Annotated in this window: 21 protein-coding genes and 1 rRNA gene; 12 read left to right on the forward strand and 10 right to left on the reverse strand. The window is 58.4% G+C overall.

Annotation, left to right across the window (positions count from 1 at the left end; all coding sequences use genetic code 11):
* The 7 genes from HW452_RS11830 to HW452_RS11860 all read right to left on the reverse strand — a co-directional run.
* A 16S ribosomal RNA gene (locus HW452_RS11830) occupies nt 1-84 on the reverse strand; the annotation flags it as partial.
* A 276-nt stretch (nt 85-360) separates the two neighbouring features.
* Nucleotides 361-1,359, reverse strand: a complete 999-nt coding sequence (locus tag HW452_RS11835; protein WP_224106313.1) for an adenosine deaminase — start codon at nt 1,357-1,359, stop codon at nt 361-363.
* 31 nt (nt 1,360-1,390) lie between these two features.
* Entirely contained in the window at nt 1,391-3,112 is a 1,722-nt protein-coding gene (cydC, locus tag HW452_RS11840) for a thiol reductant ABC exporter subunit CydC (protein WP_224106314.1), read from the reverse strand.
* Nucleotides 3,102-4,766 carry a thiol reductant ABC exporter subunit CydD gene (gene cydD / locus HW452_RS11845; protein ID WP_224106315.1) on the reverse strand — a complete coding sequence of 555 codons (1,665 nt, stop codon included), beginning with the start codon at nt 4,764-4,766 and terminating at the stop codon, nt 3,102-3,104. Before cydD ends, cydC begins: the two co-directional genes overlap by 11 nt.
* A gap of 15 nt (nt 4,767-4,781) precedes the next feature.
* Entirely contained in the window at nt 4,782-5,783 is a 1,002-nt protein-coding gene (gene cydB / locus HW452_RS11850) for a cytochrome d ubiquinol oxidase subunit II (RefSeq protein WP_224106316.1), read from the reverse strand.
* Nucleotides 5,784-5,786: 3 nt separating this feature from the next.
* Nucleotides 5,787-7,202, reverse strand: coding sequence for a cytochrome ubiquinol oxidase subunit I (locus tag HW452_RS11855; protein WP_224106317.1), 1,416 nt, complete (start codon nt 7,200-7,202; stop codon nt 5,787-5,789).
* A 201-nt stretch (nt 7,203-7,403) separates the two neighbouring features.
* The gene (locus HW452_RS11860; protein WP_224106318.1) at nt 7,404-8,378 is read right to left on the reverse strand and encodes a calcium/sodium antiporter; all 975 of its coding nucleotides are present in this window, start codon (nt 8,376-8,378) and stop codon (nt 7,404-7,406) included.
* A 196-nt stretch (nt 8,379-8,574) separates the two neighbouring features.
* Here HW452_RS11860 and HW452_RS11865 point away from each other — a divergent pair, with 196 nt between their 5' ends.
* From HW452_RS11865 to HW452_RS11900, 8 genes are all read left to right on the forward strand, one after another.
* Nucleotides 8,575-9,915, forward strand: a complete 1,341-nt coding sequence (locus HW452_RS11865) for a paraquat-inducible protein A (RefSeq protein WP_224106319.1) — start codon at nt 8,575-8,577, stop codon at nt 9,913-9,915.
* Entirely contained in the window at nt 9,915-11,591 is a 1,677-nt protein-coding gene (pqiB, locus tag HW452_RS11870; RefSeq protein WP_224106320.1) for an intermembrane transport protein PqiB, read from the forward strand. Before HW452_RS11865 ends, pqiB begins: the two co-directional genes overlap by 1 nt.
* A 10-nt stretch (nt 11,592-11,601) precedes the next feature.
* Nucleotides 11,602-12,201: a PqiC family protein gene (locus HW452_RS11875; protein ID WP_224106321.1), complete on the forward strand. Its 600-nt coding sequence runs from the start codon at nt 11,602-11,604 to the stop codon at nt 12,199-12,201.
* Between the two features lie 307 nt (nt 12,202-12,508).
* Nucleotides 12,509-13,765, forward strand: coding sequence for a DEAD/DEAH box helicase (locus HW452_RS11880; protein WP_224106322.1), 1,257 nt, complete (start codon nt 12,509-12,511; stop codon nt 13,763-13,765).
* An 80-nt stretch (nt 13,766-13,845) separates the two neighbouring features.
* A complete protein-coding gene (locus tag HW452_RS11885; protein WP_224106323.1) occupies nt 13,846-14,349 on the forward strand; it encodes a hypothetical protein in 504 nt (167 codons plus the stop codon).
* A 6-nt stretch (nt 14,350-14,355) separates the two neighbouring features.
* Nucleotides 14,356-15,552 (forward strand): MFS transporter, encoded by a 1,197-nt coding sequence (locus HW452_RS11890; protein ID WP_224106324.1) that lies wholly within the window; start codon nt 14,356-14,358, stop codon nt 15,550-15,552.
* A 35-nt stretch (nt 15,553-15,587) separates the two neighbouring features.
* Nucleotides 15,588-16,658, forward strand: coding sequence for an asparaginase (locus HW452_RS11895; protein WP_224106325.1), 1,071 nt, complete (start codon nt 15,588-15,590; stop codon nt 16,656-16,658).
* 65 nt (nt 16,659-16,723) lie between these two features.
* Nucleotides 16,724-16,963 (forward strand): DUF2789 domain-containing protein, encoded by a 240-nt coding sequence (locus HW452_RS11900; RefSeq protein WP_224106326.1) that lies wholly within the window; start codon nt 16,724-16,726, stop codon nt 16,961-16,963.
* A 5-nt stretch (nt 16,964-16,968) separates the two neighbouring features.
* Here HW452_RS11900 and HW452_RS11905 read toward each other — a convergent pair whose 3' ends face one another.
* Nucleotides 16,969-17,631, reverse strand: a complete 663-nt coding sequence (locus tag HW452_RS11905; protein WP_224106327.1) for a VTT domain-containing protein — start codon at nt 17,629-17,631, stop codon at nt 16,969-16,971.
* Nucleotides 17,624-18,040: an SRPBCC family protein gene (locus HW452_RS11910; RefSeq protein WP_224106328.1), complete on the reverse strand. Its 417-nt coding sequence runs from the start codon at nt 18,038-18,040 to the stop codon at nt 17,624-17,626. The genes HW452_RS11905 and HW452_RS11910 overlap by 8 nt, the downstream gene beginning before the upstream one ends.
* A gap of 195 nt (nt 18,041-18,235) precedes the next feature.
* Here HW452_RS11910 and queC point away from each other — a divergent pair, with 195 nt between their 5' ends.
* From queC to HW452_RS11930, 4 genes are read left to right on the forward strand one after another with little or no spacing between them, the layout of a single operon-like run.
* The gene (queC, locus tag HW452_RS11915) at nt 18,236-18,943 is read left to right on the forward strand and encodes a 7-cyano-7-deazaguanine synthase QueC (protein WP_224106329.1); all 708 of its coding nucleotides are present in this window, start codon (nt 18,236-18,238) and stop codon (nt 18,941-18,943) included.
* A complete protein-coding gene (gene queE, locus HW452_RS11920; RefSeq protein ID WP_224106330.1) occupies nt 18,943-19,587 on the forward strand; it encodes a 7-carboxy-7-deazaguanine synthase in 645 nt (214 codons plus the stop codon). The genes queC and queE overlap by 1 nt, the downstream gene beginning before the upstream one ends.
* The gene (locus HW452_RS11925; RefSeq protein ID WP_224106331.1) at nt 19,587-20,420 is read left to right on the forward strand and encodes a 6-carboxytetrahydropterin synthase; all 834 of its coding nucleotides are present in this window, start codon (nt 19,587-19,589) and stop codon (nt 20,418-20,420) included. The genes queE and HW452_RS11925 overlap by 1 nt, the downstream gene beginning before the upstream one ends.
* Entirely contained in the window at nt 20,417-20,701 is a 285-nt protein-coding gene (locus HW452_RS11930) for a YkgJ family cysteine cluster protein (protein ID WP_224106332.1), read from the forward strand. The genes HW452_RS11925 and HW452_RS11930 overlap by 4 nt, the downstream gene beginning before the upstream one ends.
* 22 nt (nt 20,702-20,723) lie before the next feature.
* Here HW452_RS11930 and HW452_RS11935 read toward each other — a convergent pair whose 3' ends face one another.
* On the reverse strand, nt 20,724-24,623 hold the full coding sequence (locus HW452_RS11935; RefSeq protein ID WP_224106333.1) for an AAA family ATPase: 3,900 nt from the start codon (nt 24,621-24,623) through the stop codon (nt 20,724-20,726).
* Between the last annotated feature and the right edge of the window lie 22 nt (nt 24,624-24,645).

Consider the following 24,645-nt stretch of genomic DNA (forward strand, 5'->3'; position numbering starts at 1 on the left):
AAGCTTCCCCTGTTACCGCTCGACTTGCATGTGTTAAGCCTGCCGCCAGCGTTCAATCTGAGCCATGATCAAACTCTTCAGTTTAAAATCATTGTGATCCTTACGTGCTGCCCGAAGGCAACAAAAGCGGATCAAACTTGGCTCAAGGTTCAAACGAATTCACTGTGATACTTAATAAAAAGATAAAAAGTATCGATGTGTCGCTTGCCTTGATAATTGGTGACTTGTCACCCTCATCGGCAAACGCCCACATGAATTACCTGATCAAATTGTTAAAGAGCTACCGAAGGGCGCTGCCGTTCGATGTGGTGCGTATTCTACGCAATTCTTTCGATGGGTCAACCACTTTTTGTATTTCTTTTAGGTTGCCAGTGCATCAAGGCGCGCCAGCAGGTCCTTTCGCCGCGACGCTGATACGAAAGCCTCAGCAATAGCGTTACGGTTAAGCTCAATGAAGGCATCTTCATCCCAGTCGAATGCCTTCGCGCAAGCCAGATGATTCGCCAGCAGCCCACCGCCGAAATAAGCAGGATCGTCCGAGCTGATGGTGATATTCAATCCCCTATCCAGCAGCGCGGGCAGAGGATGGTTGTTGAGCTCGTCAACGACCTTCAAACTGACGTTGGAGAGAGGACATACGGTCAGTACCGTTTGCTGCTCATGCAAGCGTTCCACTACCTCATCGCTTTCCAGGCATCGGATACCATGATCGATACGACATACACCGAGTAGCTCCAGCGCTTCTAAAATATAGGCTGCGGGTCCTTCTTCTCCCGCATGGGCCACTCGCGCCAGACCTATTTCCTTCGCTCGGTTGAACACCTCGACGAATTTAGAGGGCGGATGATCGCGTTCGGCGCTATCCAGACCGATGGCATCCAACTGGTCCCAGTAAGGTGCTGCTTCCTCCAGGACTTCCAATGCCTCCTTGGCCGGTCGGTCACGCAAGAAGGCCATGATCATGCCCACGCTTAGATCCAGCGAGCCTTCGGCTTCCTGTTTGGCACGCAACAGACCAGACATGACGACATCCAGCGCAACTCCGCGCTGGATATGCGCCTGGGGGTCAAAGTGCATATCAATATGCACCACCCCTTCACTACTTGCGCGCCTGAAGTAATCCATGGCCAGATCAAAAAAGTCCTGCTCATGGCAAAGAACACTCATACCCTGAAAGTAGAGATTCAGAAAACCTTGCAGATCATCAAACTGATAAGCTGCTTTTGCTTCATCGATGGATGCGTAAGGGAGCTGGATCCCATTACGCTCGGCCAATGCAAACATGAGCTCGGGTTCGAGCGAGCCCTCGATGTGCAAATGAAGCTCAGCCTTGGGAAGACGACGTAAAAAATCCTGCATAACTTATCCTTAGCACTTAGCATCAAGCGCATTAACGTTCTGAGCCTAGCTTACCGGCGCTTAGGTGCCAGTGATGTTTTACCTGCTGCGTCAGCAAACGTGAACCATGATGCACAAAAAAGATGGCGGTTCGTCCTTCGAGCCAATCCGAAAGCGCCCTGGCTACCTGCTCCGCCGTTGCGTGGTCGATAGCCGCAAACGGCTCGTCCAGGATGACTAGCGAGGGATCCATCAGTAGCAACCTGGCCAACGCAACTCGGCGCGCCTGCCCCCCTGAAAGCTGCTGGCCGCGCTCGCCGACAGGTGTTTCCAACTGCGCAGGTAGTGTCCTTACCCAATCATCAAGGGCCACCGCTTCAAGCACCTTCCATAGCGCCTCATCGCTGGCCTCGGCATTGCCAAGGCGCAGGTTATCTTCAAGCGATGCATCAAACAAATCTACCTGCTGAGTGAGCAGTGCAATACGTTGTGAACGCTGACTATCGATAACGGCCCAAGGCTCGCAGCCCCCTATTTCCACCTTCCCCTGGGACGCTTTCAGCCGTCCGGTCAATAGCGCGGCAAGCGTGCTTTTACCGGCACCGGAATGACCGGTAATCACGGCCTGCTCGCCAGGGCCAAGCGTGAATGAGATATCGCTTAGCGTCGATTCAGCGCTTGAGGAGTAGCAGTGCGTAACCTCTCGCATCATTATGCCTAGCGGCTGATCAGGCAGTTCCAACTGCTTTTCGGGCGCTTCCGTATCCAGCGCATTCAAGCGCTCGGCGGCTGCCACGCTGCCGCCCAGGCGAGCAAAGGCGATCGGTAGCTGCACAAATACCTCGTTGATACCCAAAACGATCAGCAACATCATTACCAGCACAGGGCCGGCAAGCGTACCCTCGGCAACCAGGATGCCACCAAACCATATTGCGCCCAGCAGCAAGAGCCCGGTTACCACGCCGATAACGCTATTACCCCAGGCGGTATACCGACCCAAGCGACGTTGATTGTCCAGTGAAGCTGCTTCATGAGTGGCCACCTGCTGGCGGTGCCAGACAGCGCTCTGGTAGGCGATCAGCTCAGCGGTTGCCTGCAACTGATCGATGACAAGCCGGCGCAACCTTTCTTGATCCGCCACCTGCCGATGGCTTTGTACAAAGCAGAGGCGCGCCATACCGTAGGTAAGGCCTATCCAGAGTACGAACAGCACGCCCGCAAGCCATGATGCCAAACCGGGCCACCAGATAGCCACAAACAGACCGACGCCGACGATTACCAGCAAACTGACCAGAGGCGGCATCAGCAGTCGTAGATACAGGTTGTCGAGGGCGTCGATATCAGAGGTCAAACGACCAAGCCAATCACTCATGCGGTGACGGCGAAGCGCCGCTTCATCCAGACGAGTCAGTGTACCGAATACGCGATAGCGCAGATCAGCCAGAAGGCGAAGCACCGTATCATGATTGTAAAGGCGCTCTATATAGCGGGCTACCGTTCGCAGAAGCGCGAAAAAGCGTATCCCGCCGCCAGGTACGTAAACATCAAGACGCGAAGGCAATCCAAGGGACAGGGCAATACCAGCCAAGGCACAAGCGGTAATGAACCATCCCGAAAGCCCGAGCAGCGATAGCCCAGCGGCCAGGGTAAGCCATATAAGCAGCGCCCCCGCTAGAAAACGCCGCCGCCGCTTGGTCATCAACACTATCCAGGGAAGAAGCGCCTGGCGCGTCCTGGAAAGCAATGATGGCTGAGCGGAAGAGCTACGCTTCATGGGCCACCTCCTCCAATTGCCCCTCGCGTACGCGAAAGTGGCGCTTGGCAACTTCGATGGCTCGAGGATGGTGGGTGGCCATGATCAGTGTACGCCCCTCGCCTACCCACTTGAGCAGCGCCTGGATGACCCGCTCTTCGGTATCGTTATCCAGGCTGGCGGTAGGCTCATCCAGCAGTATCAAGTCGGCATCGCTTAAGTAGATGCGTGCCAATGCCAGACGCTGAGCCTGTCCGCCGGACAGACCCAAACCGCGCTCACCAATCAGGGTATCCAGACCGCTTGGCAGGTGCGCCAGAAGCTCTCCCAGCCCGGCCTGCTCCAGCGCAACGAGCATTGCCGCTTCATCGGCCCTTGGATCAGCCAGCCGCAGGTTGTCTGCCAGGGTACCGTGCAGCAAGGCAGGCTGTTGATCCAGCCATGCATAGCGCGGTGCAGCGAGTTCCAGCTCCCCCTGGGAAGGGGTCAAGAATCCGGCAAACAGTGCCAGCAGTGTTGACTTACCGCTACCTGAAGGCCCACTGAGTGCAATGACGTCACCTTGATCAACCGTCAAGCTCACAGGTCCCAGCACTCGCCCACGACTTGAGTACTCGACGCATATATCCTTCAGGCGCGCCAGATGACTATTCTGGGAAGCCGCCAGGACACTCCCACGCTGCGTACTCGACTCATTAAGCACCGTGATCAGGCTTTCCGCCGCTCCCAAGGCCGTTGCGCGATCATGATAGTGTTGTGAAAGGGTTCTCAAGGGCTGAAAAAACTCCGGCGCGAGAAGCAAAACTGCAAGGCCTGAAAAAAGGGTCAGCGAAGCCGAAGGGCCATAATCGATATACCCAAGCAGCCCAAAGCCGACGTACATGGCGACCACGGCAATGGCCACCGAGGCAAAGAATTCGAGTACTGCAGAAGACAGAAACGCCAAGCGTAGAGTACGCATGCTCAAGCGCCGATAGTGGTCCGTTGCCCACCACACGTCGCGATGGGCACTTTCGGTTTTACCAAACAGCTGGAGCGTGGCCATTCCGCGAACGCGGTCGATAAAATGTGCGGAAAGCCGCGCCACGGCCGCAAACTGTTCCCGGTTGACACGCTCGGCTCCCATACCCACAAGTGCCATGAACAAGGGAATGATGGGCGCCGAGATCAGCAGAAAGATCGCCACTAGATAATCAAGCTTGACCACGATGCACAAGATGGCCAGTGGCAGTAGCGACACAATACGCAACTGGGTATAAAAGCGCGCAAAATACCCATCCAGCGCTTCGATATTCTCGACCGCCTGGGTCGCCAGCGCGCCACTTTGACGGTAAGCCAGCCATACAGGCCCCAGCGCCCAGAATTTATCCAGTACCTGTCGGCGAGCATATTGACGAATACGGAGGCTCGCTTCCAGACTGACCACCTCCTGCCCCCACTGGCAGACACCGCGTCCTGCCACGCATAGCGCCAACACACCAAGAAGATCGAGAAGTTGATAAGGGGTTTGTTGATGAACGACCAGTTGATCTACCAGCCACGCCACACCTACCACAATTGCTACCGTCTGCAGCCCAGCCAAAACGCCAAGAAAAGCGGCGAGATTTAATCGTCGCCGCTCTAGAGTTGCCAACGTTTTCAACCAGGAGCGAGCGGTTAACGGCTGCTCCGTCATCTTAACGCCTCAGACTCAGTGATAACCCTCTCCCACGCGCACCTTGCCGCGGAATACCCAATAAGTCCAGGCGGTGTATACAAGAACCACAGGAATGACAAACAGTACACCGATAAGCAGGAATAGCTGAGATTCAGGTGCTGAAGCCGCATCCCACAGGGTGTAGTTCGGCGGAACGATCATTGGCCACTGACTCACGATCAAGCCAAGATAAGTGGACACATAAATACCGATGGTGGCGATAAACGGATAGCTTTCACGGCGCTGCTTCACTGACTTGAACACCAGGAAGGCAAACAGCAGGGCCAACGCCGGGAAGATCCAGATCAAGCGAAGGTTACCGAACCAGCGCTCCCAGACAACCTCATTGACGAAAGGTGTCCAGATACTGATGATGGCAAACACGACCAGTACTATCGCCAGCAGGATGGGGGTGATCTTGTACGCCCAGTCCTGCACGTGACCTTCAGACTTGAGGATAAGCCAGGTAGAACCCAACAGCGCGTAGCCTGCCATCAGCCCAAGGCCAGTTACAATGGTAAACGGGGTCAACCAGTCAAACGCACCGCCGGTATAAACAAAGTTCTCGGTCTGGAAGCCCTGGATGTAGGCACCCACTACGACGCCTTGTGCAAAGGTTGCAATGGCCGATCCCCAGCTAAACGCGCGGTTCCACCAATGACGGTTGCGGCGAGACTTGAAGCGAAACTCAAATGCAATACCGCGAAAGATCAGGCCGGCCAGCATCAGGAAAACCCCTAGATAAAGCGCCGGTAGAAAGATCGAATAGACCAGCGGGAAAGCCGCCAGCAGGCCTGCGCCCCCCAGTACCAGCCAGGTTTCGTTTCCGTCCCATACCGGCGCGATGGAGTTCATCATCACATCACGTGAATCCTCGTCCGGGGCAAAGGGAAATAGAATCCCGAGCCCCAGGTCGAAACCATCCATCAAGACATACATGATGACACCGAAACCGATAATCCCCGCCCAAATAATCGATAGATCAAACATTTCCATGATTTAGCTCCTTACCGGGTCAACGTCGTCATCAAAGGGAGTATGGGCAGCAGATAACGGACGCTTGGGACGATCTGCGTCTGGGTCAGACTTATCTTGTGCATGCTCGGGCAGCATGCCATTGCGCACCACGCGGGTCAGGTAGTAGATGCCTGCATAGAAGACGATGGCATACACCAGCACATAACCAATCAACGTCGCCAAAGCCATCCAGCCGGTCAGCGAAGGCGTAACCCCTTCTGCATGCGTCATCACACCGTATACCAGCCAGGGCGCCCTGCCGGACTCGGTCACGATCCAACCAGCGAGAACGGCAATGAAAGGCAAGGAAATCATGCCTACCAGCGTCTTCAGAAAGGCGGTGCTTTCGTAGATACGCCCTCTGCGGCGAAGCAGTAGACCCGCAAATGCGGTGGCAATCATGACCAGACCAATGCCGACCATCACCCGGAAAGACCAGAAGACGAGCATGACAGGCGGCTGCTCCTCTGGAGGTGCTTCGTTGATACCTGGGATTTCACCGTCAAGCGAGTGCGTCAGAATAAGGCTCGCCAAGTTGGGAATACCGACCGCAAAACGGTTCTGCTGGGCTTCTTGATCCGGCAAGGCAAACAGCAGCAGCGGCACGTTGTTAGCAGTCTCCCAGTGTCCTTCCATCGCGGCGACCTTGGTAGGTTGATACTCGAGCGTATTCAGGCCGTGATAGTCGCCTACTACTGCCTGAAGAGGCGTCAAGAAGAGCAGCAGCCACAGGCACATGGAAAGTGCCCGGCGATTGGCTTCCGGGTCACGTCCACGCAGCAAAAACCAGGCACTCACCCCCGCCACGACGAACCCGCCAGTGACGAATGACGCCAACGCCATATGCGCAAAGCGGTAAGGGAACGAAGGGTTGAAGATCGCCTCGCGCCAGGAAATGACGTGGAAGCGATTGTCGATGAGTTCGACACCTGCCGGTGTCTGCATCCAACTGTTGGCCGACAATATCCAGAAAGCGGAAATAAACGTACCGACCGCTACCATGATGGCGGCCAGCAGGTGGATACCCTGAGGCACCTTGCCACGCCCGAACAGCAATACGCCCAGAAAGGCAGCTTCGAGGAAGAAGGCGGTCACCACTTCGTAACTGAGCAGCGGACCAATGAAATTGGAAGCCGCCAGCGAGAAGTTGCTCCAATTGGTACCAAACTGGAACGACATCACGATACCCGAAACCACCCCCATGCCGAATACCACGGCAAACACCTTGGTCCAGAAAAGCGCCAGGCGGTCCCAGGCAGGGTTCTGCGTCTTGAAGAAAAGACCATTCAATAACGCAATATAAGAGGCCAACCCGATCGTGAACACGGGAAAGATAGTGTGAAAGCAGACAACAAATGCGAATTGAATTCGCGACAGCATTAAGGGATCGAGTTCCATTACACGCTCCTAGGCCTGAATTGATACCCCAGTCATGGTTGGTACAAGCTTAGTCGCGCCACTTGGGCACCGCATTTTAGTTATAAGTACTAAGCCTATTCTTTACTTATATTGCCATCTTACTGCTTTGCCTCTCACTATACATCGGCCTAATTTTGCCAAAGCGTGTCGTATTGACACACATCAAAAAACACTGATTTGTCAGCTCAAGACCACGATACTGACCATGTATCCGGTATAAGCGATAAACAGGGTAAAAAGGACGCCTCCTTCCAGGCGATTGATACGCCGCGGCCGACCACGCCAGGAAAAGGCAAACAGGATCATCAGCAAGGTCATGCAGGTCATGATGCTCCAGTCACGCACCAGCACTTCGCGCCCCGCTTCAATAGGCGTGATGACGCCGGCAAGCCCCACTACGGCCAGACTGTTGAACAGGTTCGATCCCACCACGTTACCCAGCACCATATCGTGCTCTCCACGGCGTAGCGCACTGATGGATGACGCAAGCTCGGGTAATGATGTTCCCACGGCCACGACGGTCAATCCGATGACCAGATCACTGACGCCAAAGCGCTGGGCGATCTCTACCGCTCCCCAGACAAGCAGACGCGAACTGGCGACCAGCAATACCAGGCCAATCAGTGTCCACATGATGGCCTTGCCGCGCGACATCGGTTTACTGCCCAGCGCATCCGCCACGTCGTCAAGCAATGGGTCGCTTGACTGCTTTTTCGAACGAACAATACTGACAACGATGAACACGGCCAGCGCAACCAGCAGGACGGCGGCTTCCCAGCGTGATACCCATCCATCCCACAGCATGACACCGGTAATCAGTGTCACCAGAACCAGCAGTGGCATTTCTTTGCGAATTACGCTCGAGTGCACGGCGAGTGGTGCCATCAAGGCCACAAAACCCAGCACCAGGCCGATATTGGCAATATTGGATCCGTAGGCGTTGCCCACTGCCAACCCTGGATTGCCCTGTAGCGCTGCCAGTACCGACACCATCATTTCCGGCGCGGAGGTACCAAAGCCGATCACCAGCATGCCGATCAGCAAGGGGGACAGGCCAAGCCAATGCGAGGTTGCCGCGGCGCCATCGATGAATTTCTCAGCGCTCCAGATCAGCATTACCAGCCCTATCACCACACCAACCAGGGGAAGCAACATTTCATTTCCTTATTGAAAGAATATTAGGCACTATCGCGGCTGCATCCTTGACCAACCGAGTGTGTCGGTCAAGCACTGGTATAGACTAGTATCAAAGTATCAAATAATTGACAGTCAAATTGTCCGCCACCTATTTATTTTATTGGTGTCACTGTACATCCAAGTGAGAGAGTCGCATTTGCCCGACTACCGTTTAATGAAACGCCGCAGACTCCCGGTCAATACCCCACTGGTGGATCGTTCTCCGCCCGAGGTTCGCGCCCAGCGCAGGCGCTTGCGTGCCTGCCATGAATGTGACTGGGTGTCGGCTCTACCGCCACTGGCCTCAGGCGAGAAAGCAAGCTGTCCACGCTGTGCCCACGTACTGGTCAAGCGCCATCGCTACCCTGCCCAGCGCAGTATGGCTCTGGCCATCTCGGCGCTGATCGCTCTGCTGGTCGCCATCTCGTTCCCATTTGTCAGTTTCAGCGTCAGCGGCGTGGGCAACCGTATAGAGCTTGCCCAGACGGCGACGACCCTGATTGCGTTTCATCAGCCGCTGGTAGGCATCATTGTCATCATGACGATTGCCGTTCTACCCGCGGTATATCTCCTCAGCGTCATCTGGCTGCAGTTTGGTCTGCTCAGCGGCAAACCACTATCGTTCAGTCGGGATATTGCCCGCTCGCTGGCGCACTTGACGCCCTGGATGATGGCCGACGTCTTCATCATCGGCGCGCTGGTCAGCCTGATCAAAATTGCCGGTATGGCAGATATCGAGCTGGGTGTATCGTTTTGGGGGTTTTGCGTCTTTGCCGTTCTGCTACTCATGACCACCCAGTCCATCGATGCCGACTGGATGTGGTTTTCACTGGAAGGCGAACCACTGGCACCGGAAGGCACGCAGACCGGAGCAACCGCCGCCAGTCAGCGCCTGACTGGCTGCCCGACCTGCGGGTTGATCAATGCGCTGCCCCCGGGTCAGAAATCGCGCTGTGTACGCTGTCATGAGAAGCTCCATCCCCGGTTGCCGCACAGCCTCCAGCGCACCTGGGCGCTGCTGGGGGCGGCCACCATCATGTACATACCGGCCAATGTCTACCCGATCATGACCACGACAAGCCTTGGCCACAGCGGCTCATCCACCATCATTGGTGGCGTGGTCGAACTCATGCAGATGGGCTCCTGGCCGGTTGCCGCCGTCATCTTCGTTGCCAGCGTCATCGTGCCGGTAGGCAAGCTTTTGGCACTTTCCTGGTTATGTATCGCCGTGCAGCGCAGCAGGCGCCCCAATACCATCAGCCGTACCAAACTGTATCGCATTACCGAATTCATCGGCCGCTGGTCGATGGTCGATGTCTTCGTGGTAGCCATCCTGGTGGCGCTGATTCGCGCCGGCGCCTTGATGTCCATCACCCCCGGCCCGGCAGCCCTCGCGTTTGGCTCAGTGGTAGTACTCACCATGCTGGCAGCCATGACCTTCGACCCGCGCCTGATATGGGATGCGCCGAAACCCTCTTCAACCCCTTCTGCTCATAGCCACCCAGGGAGTCATTAATGGGTAACGAAACCCCTACTGTCAGCGAACAGGATCCAGATCTCAACAAGGCCAGGCCATCCCGCCAGACCCGGCTTTCCCCTATCTGGATCGTGCCCATCGTGGCTATCATCATCGGGTTATGGCTGGTGTATGACAACTACACCAGCCGCGGTACGACGATCACCCTGACCATGAACAACGCCGAAGGCATCGAAGCCGGCAACACTTTGATCAGAAGCCGAAACGTGGAAATCGGTCTTGTCCAGAGCGTACAGCTCTCCGACGACCTGAGCCATGCCGTGATCACCGCGCGCATCCAGCCCCAGGCGGACTCCATGCTGCGCGAAGATAGCCGTTTCTGGGTAGTCAAGCCACGTATCGGCCGCGAAGGCATCAGCGGGCTGGGCACCGTGCTATCAGGTGCGTACATACAGCTTGAACCGGGAAGCTCCGAACAGCAGCGGCGTGAATTTCCGGTCAGCGATGTACCACCGGTAGCCACAGCGGGCATGGCAGGCTTGAACATCAGCCTGGTCAGCCAACTGGGCAATTCACTGCGCGTAGGCGACCCGGTATCGTATCAGGGCTATACCGTAGGGCGCGTTGAAGAAACCAGCTTTGATCCCGAATCACGCACCATGCACCATCAGGTATTCATTGAAGAGCCCTATGCCCAGTTGGTGACCGACAGTACCCGCTTCTGGACCGCAAGCGGCGTGGACTTTCGCCTCGACGCCAACGGATTCCGGGTCAACGTGGAATCCTTCGAGGCTCTTCTGGGTGGTGGCGTGACGTTTGGCGTGCCAGAAGACCTGCCTATGGGGCGCCCAGTGGAAACCGGGGCACTCTTCAACCTTTACGCCGATGAAGACGATGCCCGTGAAGGCACGTTCAACCGCTACCTTGAATATGTGCTGCTGGTCGACGATACGGTACGAGGTCTTTCGCGGGGCGCGCCCGTCGAGTTTCGTGGCGTGCGCATGGGAACCGTGGCCGCCGTGCCCTGGAACTTCACCGCACCGCAGCCTGATTCGCGTGCACGCTTTGCCATACCTGTGCTGATCCGCATCGAGCCACAGCGGTTGGGCATCGAAAATAGCGATATCGACCTGGACGAGTGGGATGCACGCTTCAAGCGCATGTTTGCGCTGGGTCTTCGCGCTTCACTCAAGAACGGCAACCTGCTGACCGGCGCGCTCTTCGTCGACCTAAACTTCCAGCGTGACGTCGAAGAGCAGTACGTCGCTGAAACCTTCTCAGACCGCACCGTGTTCCCCACCATGGCTGGTGGCTTTGCCCAGATACAAGCGCAGGTAACGGATCTTCTGGACAAGCTCAACGCACTCGAAGTAGAACCCCTGCTCGCTGGCCTGGACCGCAATCTTCAGGCATCCGAAAGTGTATTGAACGAGGTTCGCGAGGTCAGCACGTCGCTCAATCAACTGCTGAGCGATCCAGAAACCCAGGCCGTGGGCGGCAACCTCAACGCCACACTCGAAGAACTGCGCACGACGCTGCAGGGTGTTTCGCCCTCGTCACCGGCCTATCAGGACCTGACCTCAGCCATCGAGCGCCTGGATCGATTGATGCGCGATCTCCAGCCGCTGACTCGTACTCTGAACGAGAACCCGCGGGCGCTGCTGTTTGATAATCTAGATACCCAAGACCCCATACCGCGTGCACCGCGCCAGTAAGGATGATGACATGCGCCTATTACCCTTGAAGCTCGTTACCCTGCTCGGTTTCTGTCTGGCCCTCAGCGCCTGTGCTAGCAGCGTAACGCCGCCCGCTCGCTACATGCTGCCTGACAGCCAACTGGTCAATACGCCGAGCAACCCGCAGGGCACGCTGCAGGTACGTGCTCCGAGGATTGCCCACTACCTGGATGTCGATGGCATTATCATGCAGCTTGACGACATCACCCTCAACGAGGCACGTGAGCACCAGTGGGCCGAAAGCCTGGGCCGACAGCTGTCGCGCAGGCTTCGCAGCCAGCTCTCCCGCGAGCTGCCCACGATTCGGGTGGTACGTGAAGACGGCGGGCAACCACAGGCGCTTACGCTACGCTTGGATATCGACCAGTTCCAGGGCCGCCATGACGGCATGGCAGTAGCGAGCGGCCAGTGGCAGTTGCGCTCAGCTGACGATGAGCTTCTCGCCCTGGAAAGTTTTTCAGCCCAGACCGCACTGGATAGCGATGGCTACCCTGCCCTGGTACGCGCCCTGAGTGCCAGTTGGGACAAGGTAGCCCTGCAGATTGCCGAGCAAGTGCGCCAGGGCAATTACTTCACTGCCCGCCCCTGAACTGACTGGGCAAGCCCTGCCTGATCATTTGCTACGAGAATGCCCGCGAAGTCACATCTTCATGTTACACTGCGGGCATATCTTGAGTGCCGATATTGCGTTGTAACCACTGCCCAATGCCCGCCTCTTCCATACTGGCCATGCCAACCCATGGCCCTTGATGGCTAATCCACGATCATCGCGACCTGGCGAATTATCTGGCAAACTTCGCTGCGCGACGATCATCATCCTCGCCTTTTGTAAAAATGACGCCTAATGCAACGCTTCAGTGAAGCGGTTTGCCCTGTTAGGCGATTGCGGAGAACGCATGAGCTTTTCTGAACTTGGTTTGCACGACGATCTACTACGCGCGGTAACAGCGCAGGGCTACACCAAGCCTACCCCTATTCAATTGAAGGCCATTCCGGTCGTTCTGGAAGGCCGCGACCTGCTGGCGAGCGCTCAGACCGGCACGGGCAAGACAGCAGGCTTTACCCTTCCCATGCTGCAGCGCCTTTCCAATGGCAAGCGCCCGGCAAAGCGCCAGGTGCGCGCCTTGGTACTGACCCCGACGCGTGAACTTGCCGCCCAGGTAGGTGAAAGCGTCTCCACCTATGGCCAGCATCTGGCATTGCGCTCTCACATCATATTCGGCGGTGTCGGTCAGCAGCCGCAGGTCGATGCCTTGAAAGCGGGGCTGGATGTGCTGATTGCCACGCCAGGGCGCCTTCTGGATCTGCAACAGCAAGGTCACGTAGATCTGTCCGCCGTGGAGATTCTGGTGCTGGATGAAGCCGACCGCATGCTGGATATGGGCTTTATCCATGACATCAAGCGCGTGCTGCGCCTGGTGCCCAAACAGCGCCAGAACCTGTTGTTCTCGGCCACTTTCTCCAATGAAATCCAGGCGCTGGCACAGCAACTGTTGAACAACCCCGCGTTGATCGAAGTGGCGCCGCGCAACACCACGGCGGAAAAGATCGAACAAGCCGTCTACCGCGTTGATCGCGACAAGAAACGCGAGCTGCTGGCACATCTTATTCAGCGTCACGGTTGGTTCCAGGTGCTGGTGTTTACGCGCACCAAGCATGGTGCCAACCGGCTTGCCGAACAGCTCACCAAGCAGGACATTCCCGCCATGGCGATTCATGGCAACAAGAGCCAAGGCGCGCGTACACGGGCACTGGGCGCCTTCAAGAGCGGTGATCTGCAGGTACTGGTAGCCACCGACATCGCCGCGCGCGGGCTGGATATCAGCGAGCTCCCTCATGTAGTCAACTTCGACCTGCCCAATGTGGCAGAAGATTACGTGCATCGCATCGGGCGTACCGGCCGTGCCGGCAGCAATGGTGAAGCGGTTTCATTGGTCTGCGTCGATGAGCACGGCTTGCTTGGCAATATCGAACGACTGATCAAGCAGAGCCTGCCCAAGCGTATCGAGCCGGGCTTCGAGCCCGACCCCAATGCCAAACCCGAACCCATCGAAAATGGACGCCGTCAGCAGCGCCACCCCCAGGCGCGGCGCAAGCCCACCAGCGATGCAGCAAAACCTGGCGGTGAGCGCCGCCGCCGCGCGCGCCGCTAGCCCGTCGGCAAGGAATATGCGATGGTTACCCCCCTTCGCATATTCCGATGCGCCACAGCCTACATTTTCAGGGAGCGATCATGTCCTCGTCTCAATATATTGCCGAGTACCGTCAATGGCTTACTTTTCAGCGACAAGAGCAGCTGAGCCGTGAGCATCAAGGGGTTGCGCAACGTCTAGAAGATGCCCGAGCTTCTTCGAAACAGGTCGTTCAGGCCTATCGCAGCATGGCAGAAAAGGCCTCTACCGAGGGCGCCTGTTACCGCACGCTTTTCTTGCGTGAACGCGACAATAACCAGGTACTGCCCTGCGAAGGCTGGCTTTTCATCCGCCGAGTGCTGAGCGAGGATAACAGCACCCGCGTGCGCGCTACCTTGCTCGAAACCTTTTCGCTGGAAGATGGCATCATGGCGCCAGGCGACAAACCGGCCCAGAAAGTGACGCTGGAAATCTTCGACAAGCTGGACATCAACAAGGGCATGCGCACCAGCGTTCGCGTTGATTGCCTTGAAACACCTCAGGACTACCACTTCATCACGCTCCTTGACGCCGTGCGCGGTGATCTACGTCCTCACTTGAAGTAAACCCCCATGTTTTCCCGGCGTTCTATTACATTCATTCTATTGATGGTAGCGGTGGGGCTGAATCTACGCCCCGCTCTCTCCTCTGTTGCCCCACTACTTGTCCGCCTTCAGGAAACCGCCGGCCTTTCACCGGCCGCTGCCGGTGTGCTGACGACGCTTCCGGTCCTGTTTCTAGGACTGAGTGCGCCGCTGGCGCCACTGCTGGCTCAGCGTCTGGGCAGTGAACGAGCGCTGAGCGCAGCGCTATTGCTGCTGGCAGCCGGGCTGATTCTGCGCGGCCTGCCGCTGCCCGGTGTTCTGTTTATCGGCTCGGCCATGGCGGGTGGCGCCATCGGCATCAGCGGCACTCTGCTGCCAGCCCTGGTAAAACGCGAACTACCCGAAAGCGCTGACCTGCTGACCGGCCTTTACACCATGGCGCTTTGTCTGGGTGGCGCGCTGGGGGCCGGGCTGAGCGTTCCCCTTACCCTGTGGCTGGGAAGCTGGCAGGCCAGCCTGATGAGCTGGTCGCTGCTCGCACTTCTGGCCCTGATGCTGTGGCACTTCCAGATGCCCAATACTCGCGTACCGCATACCCAGCAGGCACCCACCGGTCTTTTTCGGCTACTGAGCAAGCCGCTTACCTGGCAGGTCATGCTGTTCATGGGCATTCAATCCTCCATGGCTTACATCGTGTTTGGCTGGCTGCCCAGCCTGCTGCTGGATCGTGGCTATGACGAGGCCAGCGCCGGCTGGATCATGGCGGTCTCGATCATGTGCCAACTCGTCTCGGCGTTAGGTGCTCCGTGGCTTGCGAGGATGGGTAAGGATCAGCGTCCAGCACTTTTACTGGTACTGCTGAGTACTGCTATCGGCCTATGGATGTTGCTGGTAGCGCCGGTGGCATGGAAATGGCCAGGGACCGCTCTTCTGGGTCTTGGCCAGGGCGGAAGCTTCAGTCTGGCGCTGAGCTTGCTGGTCCTGCGCACCTCGAACTCGCGCCTGGCAGGCCAGCTTTCGGGCCTGGTACAGGGCGGCGGCTACGTTATCGCAGCGCTGGGGCCGTTTGGCGTAGGGTTGCTGCTCCAGGTTGGCGTGCATGCCGATTATATCGCCTGGCTACTGATCGCGCTGGTGGGTGTCTGCTGCGGTCTGGCACTGATGGCCGGGCGCAATCATCGGCTGGATGATCAGAACGGATCCCTGCAAGTACACCGCTACTAGCCTTTTACTTTCAACACAAGCCAGGTAACTCTTCGATGAGTACGCTCACCTTCCTAGCTAACGCAGCTCCTGCCAATGAACGACTGCTGATCATCTACACCGGCGGCACCATCGGCATGCTGCCTGCCGACGGCGGCCTCACGCCCGGCGGAGACTTTGCTGAACGTATCGCATCGGCGCTTGAGGGGTTGCCGGTCGCGCAGCAGCAGGCTCTGCCCGCGTATGATGTGATCAGCTACTCTCGATTGATCGACTCAAGCGCCGCCACGGCGCTCGAGTGGCAGACGCTTGGCCGAGAAATCGCCTCGCGCTTGAATGACTATCGAGGCTTTGTGATCATTCACGGCACCGATACGCTCAGTTGGACAGCATCAAGTCTTGCCTATCAGTTGCAAGGGCTGGATCGCCCGGTGGTATTGACCGGCGCCATGCTGCCACTCGAGGCGCCGGGCAGCGACGCGCTGGATAACTTGCACGGTGCATTGCGCTTTGCTGCCACTGATGGGCTTCAGGAAGTGGCGATCTACTTTGCCAACCGGTTGATGCGCGGCGTGCGTTCGATCAAGCAGCACAGCGAGGCGCCTGACGCCTTTGCCACGCCCAGCTATCCACTGCTGGGCGAGCGCGTCGGTAATGATTTTGTCTACTACCCAAGCCAAGGGCTTGGCTTTCAACAGCGTGGCGCGCCGCGCTTTGAACTGCCGGACTATCAAGGCCTGCATCAGGGTGAAGTAGTGCGGATTGCACTCTGGCCCGGCATGGCCGCCTGGCAGCTGGAAGCCTGGTTGAGCGATTCACGCGTAAGAGGAGCGGTGCTCCAGCTGTGGGGAGCCGGCAACCTGCCAAGCGACCCTGCCCTGCTAAGCGTACTGGCCAGCGCCAGCGGTGAAGGCAAACTGCTGGCCGCAATCAGCCTGTGCCCGGTGGGCAGTGTGCGCATGGGCACTTACGCTGCCAGCCACGGACTTGCTGATGCGGGCGTTCTCTCGGGTAATGCCATGACACCGGAAGCCACCTATACCAAGCTGGTGCATCTGCTGGCCCTGCCAGGTACTAACGAGCATCAGCGCCAGCGCTTTCTGACACCATTGGTGGGCGAGCGCTGAAGGTGGCGCATTTTCAGGATTACGCTATGGTTAACAAGGGTAACCAATTGAAGGAGCGTATGTTTATGGAAAAGCCGGTGCATTTTTTCAGTGATCTGTTCGAGCAGCTGGGCCTGCCTTCGGATTCGGAATCTATCGAACTCTTTATCAAGCGTCATCGTCCGTTGCCTGAAGATGTCGCCCTTGCCGATGCGCCATGCTGGAATGAAGGCCAGGCTGAATTCCTTCGCGAAGCCATCGAAGAAGATGCGGACTGGGCTGAGCTGGTCGATCATCTGGACGTTGCGATGCATCAGGACAACTGATGCGTTCAGCGTTTGGGCGCCGCCTGCGTGCGGCGCTTGAACCAGGCACCCACCAACAGCAGTACCGTCAGAGCCAGAAGCGGCAACAGTACGTCGAACTGAAGCGCATTCTCCTCCTCGATCGCCTCCAGTGCCCCATATATGGCGCTACTGTACACTCCCCACTTCACTGCAAGTCCCAGCGCCGCCGCCAGCAAAAATACCGGCAGCGGTATGCGGCTCAAGCCGGCCGCAAAGTTGATCACGGCATGTGGAAAGCCAGGCAGGACACGCAGTGCACACTGAGTCAACAGATCACTTCTGGCTTGCAGTGTCTGCATGACGCGACGTGTCAATCCTGTTGGCTGCCAGCGAGCGCTGGTGCGCGCAGCCAGCTGATAGCCACCCAGTGCGCCGACCACGCTGCCCAAGGTCAACATGGCCGTTGCCATCAAAGGCGGGTAGAAAGGCGCAATCAGCCACAATCCGATACTGCCAGGCAACCCCACTGCCAGAGTCAGCGCCATGGCGACTACCAAGGCCACGATGATCGCCGGATGATGGGTAAAAGGCGCCACGCGCTGTTTCAACGCCATCACATCCGGTGAGTACCAGGCCCAGGCACCCACCAGTAATACGACCGTGAGACTTCCTGCCAACCACTTCCAGTAGCGGCTTGGTCTACCCATTGAGGCGCGCCTCGACGCGCTCCAGAATCTGTCGGCTGACTTTGCCCACCAGAGGTTTGGCCGCTTTATTGACGGCTTTCTCCATCAAGCGATTACGGATGTCATAGCTAAGCGTCAGCGATACTTCGGTACCCTCGGGAACCTCACGAAGGTGATAACGCCCTTGGTTCTTGACCCCGCTCAGTGACTCCCAGGCAAGCACGTGAGGGGGCGTTATTTCGGTCACGGCCACCTCGAAATCCCAGTCCATGCCGACGGCCCGCACATGCCACCTGTAGTGGTCATTACCCAATGCATCGATCGAGCGAATGAGATCCGAATAATCGGCAAAGTCTTCCACTCGGCGCAGCAGCTCAAACACGTCTGCAGGCGGAGCGTTGATAATTTCACTGTGTTCTATCGTGGCCATGATTCCCTCTAACCGCTCTGAAATATGAGCTTAGCATGTTGTTGACCGCTGGTAATGAAACCCGAGACAGCACCCTGTAGGACTATGACTGGTCAGATGCGTTCTGTTTGCGTAAACTCCGCCCTCCCGGACCGGACCCCGGCACTTTGTGCAGCCCGCTTGCACGAAAAATTCTCCGACTGATGAGTATCCAGCATGTCCAACACTTCTTCTACCACTCCCACTGCTCTTGCTACCGTGGTCATCTACTCCGGTGGCATGGACTCCTATACAGTGCTGCACCGCGCCCTGCGTGAAGGGCTGAACGTTCATGCCCTGTCTTTCAATTATGGGCAGCGTCATGCCCGTGAACTGGAGGTAGCGACCCAGGTTTGCCAGCAGCTGGGCGTTCCCCATCAGGTGGTCGATATTCGCGCCATCCATGGTTTGATCGACAGCTCCGCCCTGACCGATGCGACGCAAGCTATGCCCGATGGCGACTACGCCGATGATAATTTGCGCGCCACCGTGGTGCCAAACCGCAACATGATTCTGCTTTCGCTGGCAATTGCCAAGGCGGTCAACATTGGTGCAGGACGCGTGGATTATGGCGCCCATGGCGGCGACCACGTTCTTTACCCGGACTGCCGGCCTGAATTTGTCGATGCCATGAATCAGGTAGCCGGCATCGCCAACTTCGACCCCATCGTCCTGCACGCCCCGTACCTCAAGGCCACCAAGGCCGAGATTCTGCGCGATGGATTGGCCATGGGGCTTGATTATCGCCATACCTGGACCTGCTATGAAGGCCGCGCGCTCGCCTGCGGCAAGTGTGGCAGCTGCCGCGAGCGCCTGGAGGCGTTTGCGGCCAATAATGCTACCGACCCGCTGGCTTACGCTTCAACGGACCAGGTGAACGGCTGATGTATCACGTCAAAGAAGCGTTCTACACACTGCAAGGCGAAGGCGCTCAGGCCGGGCGAGCGAGCGTCTTCTGCCGCTTTACCGGTTGCAATCTATGGTCAGGCCGCGAGGTGGATCGCGCCTTGGCCAAGTGCACCTTCTGCGATACGGATTTCATTGGCACTGACGGCATCAATGGCGGGCGTTTTGCAAGCGCCGCCGAACTCGCAGCGCACCTTCAGGCGCTATGGCCGACAAGCGCCAGAAACGCCACACCCTATGTGGTGTTTACCGGTGGCGAGCCGTTGCTTCAACTGGACAAGGCACTGATCGACACGCTACACGATGCCGGATTTGAAGTAGCCGTTGAAACCAACGGCACCCTGCTGCCCCCGCCTGGAATCGACTGGCTATGTGTCAGCCCCAAGGGCCGAAACACGCTCGCGATTACCCAAGGTGATGAATTGAAACTTGTCTATCCCCAGACCGATGCACCGCCCGAGCAGTTCAGCGAGCTTGCCTTCACGCACTTCTTTCTGCAGCCCATGGATGTGGGCTTTCTGGCGCAGCAAACCGATAATGTAGCCAGTACCACCGCATATTGCATGGCCAACCCGCAGTGGCGCCTCTCTCTTCAAACGCACAAGATCGCAGGGTTTGACTAATGGCCTTATTCGTAAATCAGTTGACCCATATCGATGTGACGCTCTGGTGTGCCGAACGCGGACTGGTAGGCTGCAGCTGGCAGGTAGATGCGCTTCTGGAAGGCGCCCTGGGTGAAGACGGCATGCTGTTCGATTTCGGCGAAGTCAAACCCTGGATCAAGCGCACCCTGGATGGCGGCCTGGACCACACCTTGCTGGTACCTGCCAGGGCACCTGGCATCCACATCAGCGAGTGTGATGAAGGTGTGTGCATTCGCACGACAACCCCCTACGTGATGGAAGTACGCGGTCCTGCAGAGGCGTTCAGCCTGCTTCCCTGGGAAACCATTACCCTTGAACAGGTTGAAAGCCATCTGAGTGGCGAGCTGACCGACCAGCGCCCCGCCAACGTAGACCGGGTTACGCTCACGTTGAGCGAGGAGGCGATTGATGGCGCGGCTTACGGCTATACGCACGGATTGAAACGCCATCAAGGTAACTGCCAGCGCATCGCCCATGGCCACCGTTCACGCCTGGCGATATGGCAATCTGGCCAGCGCCAGCCAGCGCTTGAAGCGCGCTGGGCAGCCTGGCTGGATAACCGTTACCTGCTCGAACAGGCAGATATCCAAGACCAGAAGGACGAAACGCTGACCTGCTGCTACCAGGCTGCTCAGGGCAAGTTCTCGATTCGCCTTCCCTCAAGCCGCTGCGCTGTACTTCCTGGCCCGACCACGGTTGAAAACATCGCTATCTGGCTGGCCCGCAGCGTAGCACGGGATACCGGGCAGACGACCCGTGTGCAGGCATTTGAAGGTATCAACAAGGGGGCGTTTGCTGAATCTGCTCCATGAACGATTCAAACCTCATCGCCAAGCAGAGCACAGGTTGTCGCGCGGGGTGCGGCGCCTGCTGCATTGCGCCCTCCATCAGCTCCGCGATCCCCGGCATGCCAGATGGCAAACCCGCCGGGGTTCGCTGCGTGCAGCTGGACGACCACAACCTGTGCAAGCTATTCGGCACCCCGGAAAGGCCCGCCGTGTGCGGGCACTTTCAGTTCGAGCCCAGCGTGTGCGGCCAGCATCGAGACCAGGCGCTCGCCACACTGGCCTGGCTTGAGGCGGCTACCCTCTAGCGCCTCTTGCACCCTTTGCAGTTTACCCCTCGATATCTACCGGCTGAGCCAGACGGCGGTCCAGAAGACTCGCCCAGCGCACCAGCACCGGCGCATCGCTATGACTCACATCGCCCAGCAAATGACGAAAAGCCTCCTTGGCCTTTGGGTCGGCGGGTTCGATATGGGTAAGCCAGAACTCGAGCGCTGCCAGTTCATGGTGGCGATTGCCATGCTCGCGAGCCTGCATTATCGCCATCTCGCCCAGAGAGCGGACTTCCTCGTCTGGCCGGCCCAGCCGCTGACGCACCTTGGCAAGTAGCGTTGCCAGTTCAGGCAAAAACAGCGTTGTACGTTCTCGGGCAATGACCAGGCAGTGATCGATGTAACCCTCCGCGGTATCCAACTCACCAAGCGCCATGCAGGCATCGATATACCATAAGGAAGGCCGCTGGTAACGGTCACGTCCCTTCAGCTCGCTCATCTGCTCGAGGCTTTCGCGCAGGCGAACTAGTCCGCCCGGGTCGCCTGCCAACGCATTTTGCCAACCCATTACCGCTTGTGCGGATATCTGCCAAAGCTGGAGGTCCGGCGTACCACTGATGGCGGCCGCACACTCGGCCTGGCGCGCTGCCAGATGCACATGCCCCACCTGGCGATACAGGGCGGCGGCAAACATGTGGGCCATAGCGAGCGTACCGGGATGCCCGATCTGCTCCGCCAGCCGCAGTGCTGCCGATACCTGGCGCTCTGCACGCTGGTAATCACCACGCAGGCACAGCGCCCAGCCCTGAAAGCAGGCGGCAGTAACCTGAGGATGATCGGAAAACGGCAGCCACTCGATCATCATCTGGGCATTGAGCGGGTCGAGTTCATCCAGGTGGTCGTGGGCCTGCTGAATACGCCCGGCCCAGTATTCGCACTGGGCGCGAGCATAGTCGGCGAGCCTTCGATAACGCGGGTCTTCCAGACGCTCGGCGATATCGGCCAGGGTCGAGGCCAGCGCGAAAGCGTCCGCATGGGCATAGCGCTGGCTACGCCCGACCCAAAGCCCCCATTTGACCAGAAACACCTGCTCCAGCTCTTCAGGGTCATCAAGACTATCGCGACCCGATTCGCGCAGAAGCTCCCGTGCGCGCACGAAGCTTTCGTGAGCAATAGGCGACCCATGACCTTCAAGGGCGAACGCTGCCTGACCACGCACAGTCAGTAGACTGACCTCACGCTCGATCTCGTGCTCGACGTGGCGCAGGCTGGCAAGCCCCGAATCGGCCATGCGCAGCGCCGTTCGGTTGGCGCTTACCTTGAGCGCCTCCCGCGCCGAGAGTTCGAAATAGCGCGCGCCACGGGCATAGTGGCCGCTACGTCGCAGGTGAGCGGCAAAGTCGCCCGGATGACGACTGATCCACATCGGAAAGCGCTCTTCGATCAGCGTGACTACCTGCTGGTGAAGCTTCACGCGCACATCGCGTGGGCACGACAGGTAGGCCGCTTCCTGAAGCAGTTGGTGAATGAACTGGTACTCCTGCTCACCCACCTCCTTTTGTACCGGCTCGATGATCTCTAGCTGGCGCATGTGTTCGATGGCCTGCGCCAGCCGCGGCGCATCGCAGCCACTGCATTCCAGCAGAAAATCCAGCCGGAAACGTTTACCCAGCACCGCCGCCACGTGAGCGATAGGACGGTCGGCCTCCAACTGGTCGATCCGACTGGCCAGTAGACCGAGCAGGCCCTTAGGCAACTCGTCGAACTGAACGCTGCGCCCTTCTCGCCGATCCATATCCAGACGCCGGCAAATCTCCTGCATGTAAAGCGGAACGCCGTCGCAACGCTCGATGATCTGGTTGCGCAGCCGAGGACTCAAGTGAATGCGATACCGCCGCGACAGCTGGGACAGCAGTCGTGAAGATTGCAGAACATCCAGCCGCCCCAGAGTGATCTGCTGGTCCCAGTGAAGCTTGACAGGAAGACCTTCGCGGCCGTGATGACTGGCCACCAGCAGGAAGGCCGTGTTGATGGGCAAGCGTGCCTGCAGCCCGGCAAGCACCTTGCAGGAGGGTTCATCGAGCCACTGCAGGTCATCGATCATCAGCGCCAGCGTACGCTCCCGGGTCTGGTGATCGACCAGGCGATGCAGCAACTGCACGACAAGCTCCACTGCCTCACCATTCTGGGCCAGCTGGGTGATTTCATGGACATCCCGAACGCCCAGCGCCTCTTCGAGCAGGTGCTGACGCTCCTCCTCCAGTGGCATCAATCCAAGGCTTGCCTGCAAGGCGTGCAAACTTTCAAGGGTCGGCGTTGCCTCCAGGTACCAGGCCACCAGGCTGCGGGCAATACCGTAAGGCTCGAGCACGGACAGCCGCGTGACTGGCTGCCAGCAGATGGACGCATCACGGCTCAGCTCAAGCTGGCGAAAACCCACCATGAGCGCGGATTTCCCCATACCCGATGCGCCGCGCACCAGCACACTCTGGCGCAACCCGATGCCCGCCCGAGCCAGAGCATCGCGCAGCGTGCGCAATGAGGTTTCGCGGCCCACCAGGCTCGGTGGCAGTGCATCACGACCGCCTTCATTGTGGCCCAGCACCAACGCACGTAGACGCACACGGCCATCGCTGGCCACCAGTCGCGATACCAGGCGCGGCTGCAGGTCAAGTGCGGGGGGCATATGCTGGCTGGCTTCCTGAGAAATGACCAGCTCACTGCCTTCCGCCGCACTCATCAGCTCGAGTGCTACCTGGGTTACCTGGCCTAGTGGGTCTGCCAGCTGGCGTTCGGCCAGATACACCACCCGCCCGCTGTTCAAACCAGCTGCCAGCTCGAAGGTAGGCGGCTCATTCTCGCCCTCCCAATGGCGTGCCGATTCTTGAGGCAGCGCCTGCTGGCAGTGCTCGTAAAGGGCTACCAGTTCTGCCAACTGATGGGCCGGGCCATGAGTGCCGAAACAGGCAAGCCCGAGCCCGCCGGTAGCGCCGGGTAACCAGAACCCGCCCAGATGATGGCACTGCTGCTCCAGCCAGCGCAGCAATTCAAGCTGCAGCGCCAAGCAGTTGCGCGTGGCAGAACGCTCCTGCCACTCCCCCTTGAGACGTAGCCGAATCGCCATCACGGAGAGCTGGCGAAGCTCGATCTCGTCATCGCGCAGCGGCTTGCTGTCGGCAGCCAGCACGCGCGAAAACGCACCCTGCGGACTCATGGCGCGCGGATCGTGGGCGCCATCGGACCAGTAGCTTGCCAGTTGCAGAAAGCTGGGTTCCGGCTGCTGACCCGACAGTGCCAACAGCTGTAGAAAAGCGTTGTACTGTTCGTGTGCCGCTGCGATCTGGTTCTGCTCGGCAAGCTGGCGCACCAGGCGCTCATGAAACGGCGCATAGCCGGAAAAGCGGCTGACCAGCCCTTCAAGCAGAGCATCAGGCGCGTCATCCAGTGTCTCCAGCGCCTGCTCGGCAAAGCGGATCACGCGCTGGCGCCACTCGTTGCGCACCTGTACCAGCCAGCGCTGATACTCGCTGCAGCTCGCCAGTTGAAGCTCTTCGACCAGATCACCCTGATAGCAGGCCAGCACGGCCTCCAGCGTGTCCAGATCCCGAGGACCTTCGAGCAGCTGCTGGAGTTCGTGGAGATCAACCTGCCAGGTAGGCGGCAACTGAAATGCAATGGTCTGGCGCGAAACGTTGAGAACCTGATCGGCCTGACTACCCAGCGAATGGCGCAGGCAGTGCAGCGCATGGCGCAGGTTGGTCCTGCCGGACGATAGCCCCTGGTCTGGCCACAGGAGTTCAGCCAGCGTCGAGCGGTTGACCGGCTGTCGGTGCAGCAGCAAATACACCAGCAGCGCCTTGACCTTGTCATAGCTGAAGTGGGTCAGCACATCATCGCCCCTGGTAAGCGAGAAATGGCCAAAGAGGGCTAGCTGATCAGACTCACAAGCATCGCGCATGATACATATCCTGCCTGGGCGA

The sequence above is a fragment of the Vreelandella aquamarina genome (genome assembly GCF_020075495.1).
GTDB lineage: Bacteria > Pseudomonadota > Gammaproteobacteria > Pseudomonadales > Halomonadaceae > Vreelandella > Vreelandella aquamarina_A.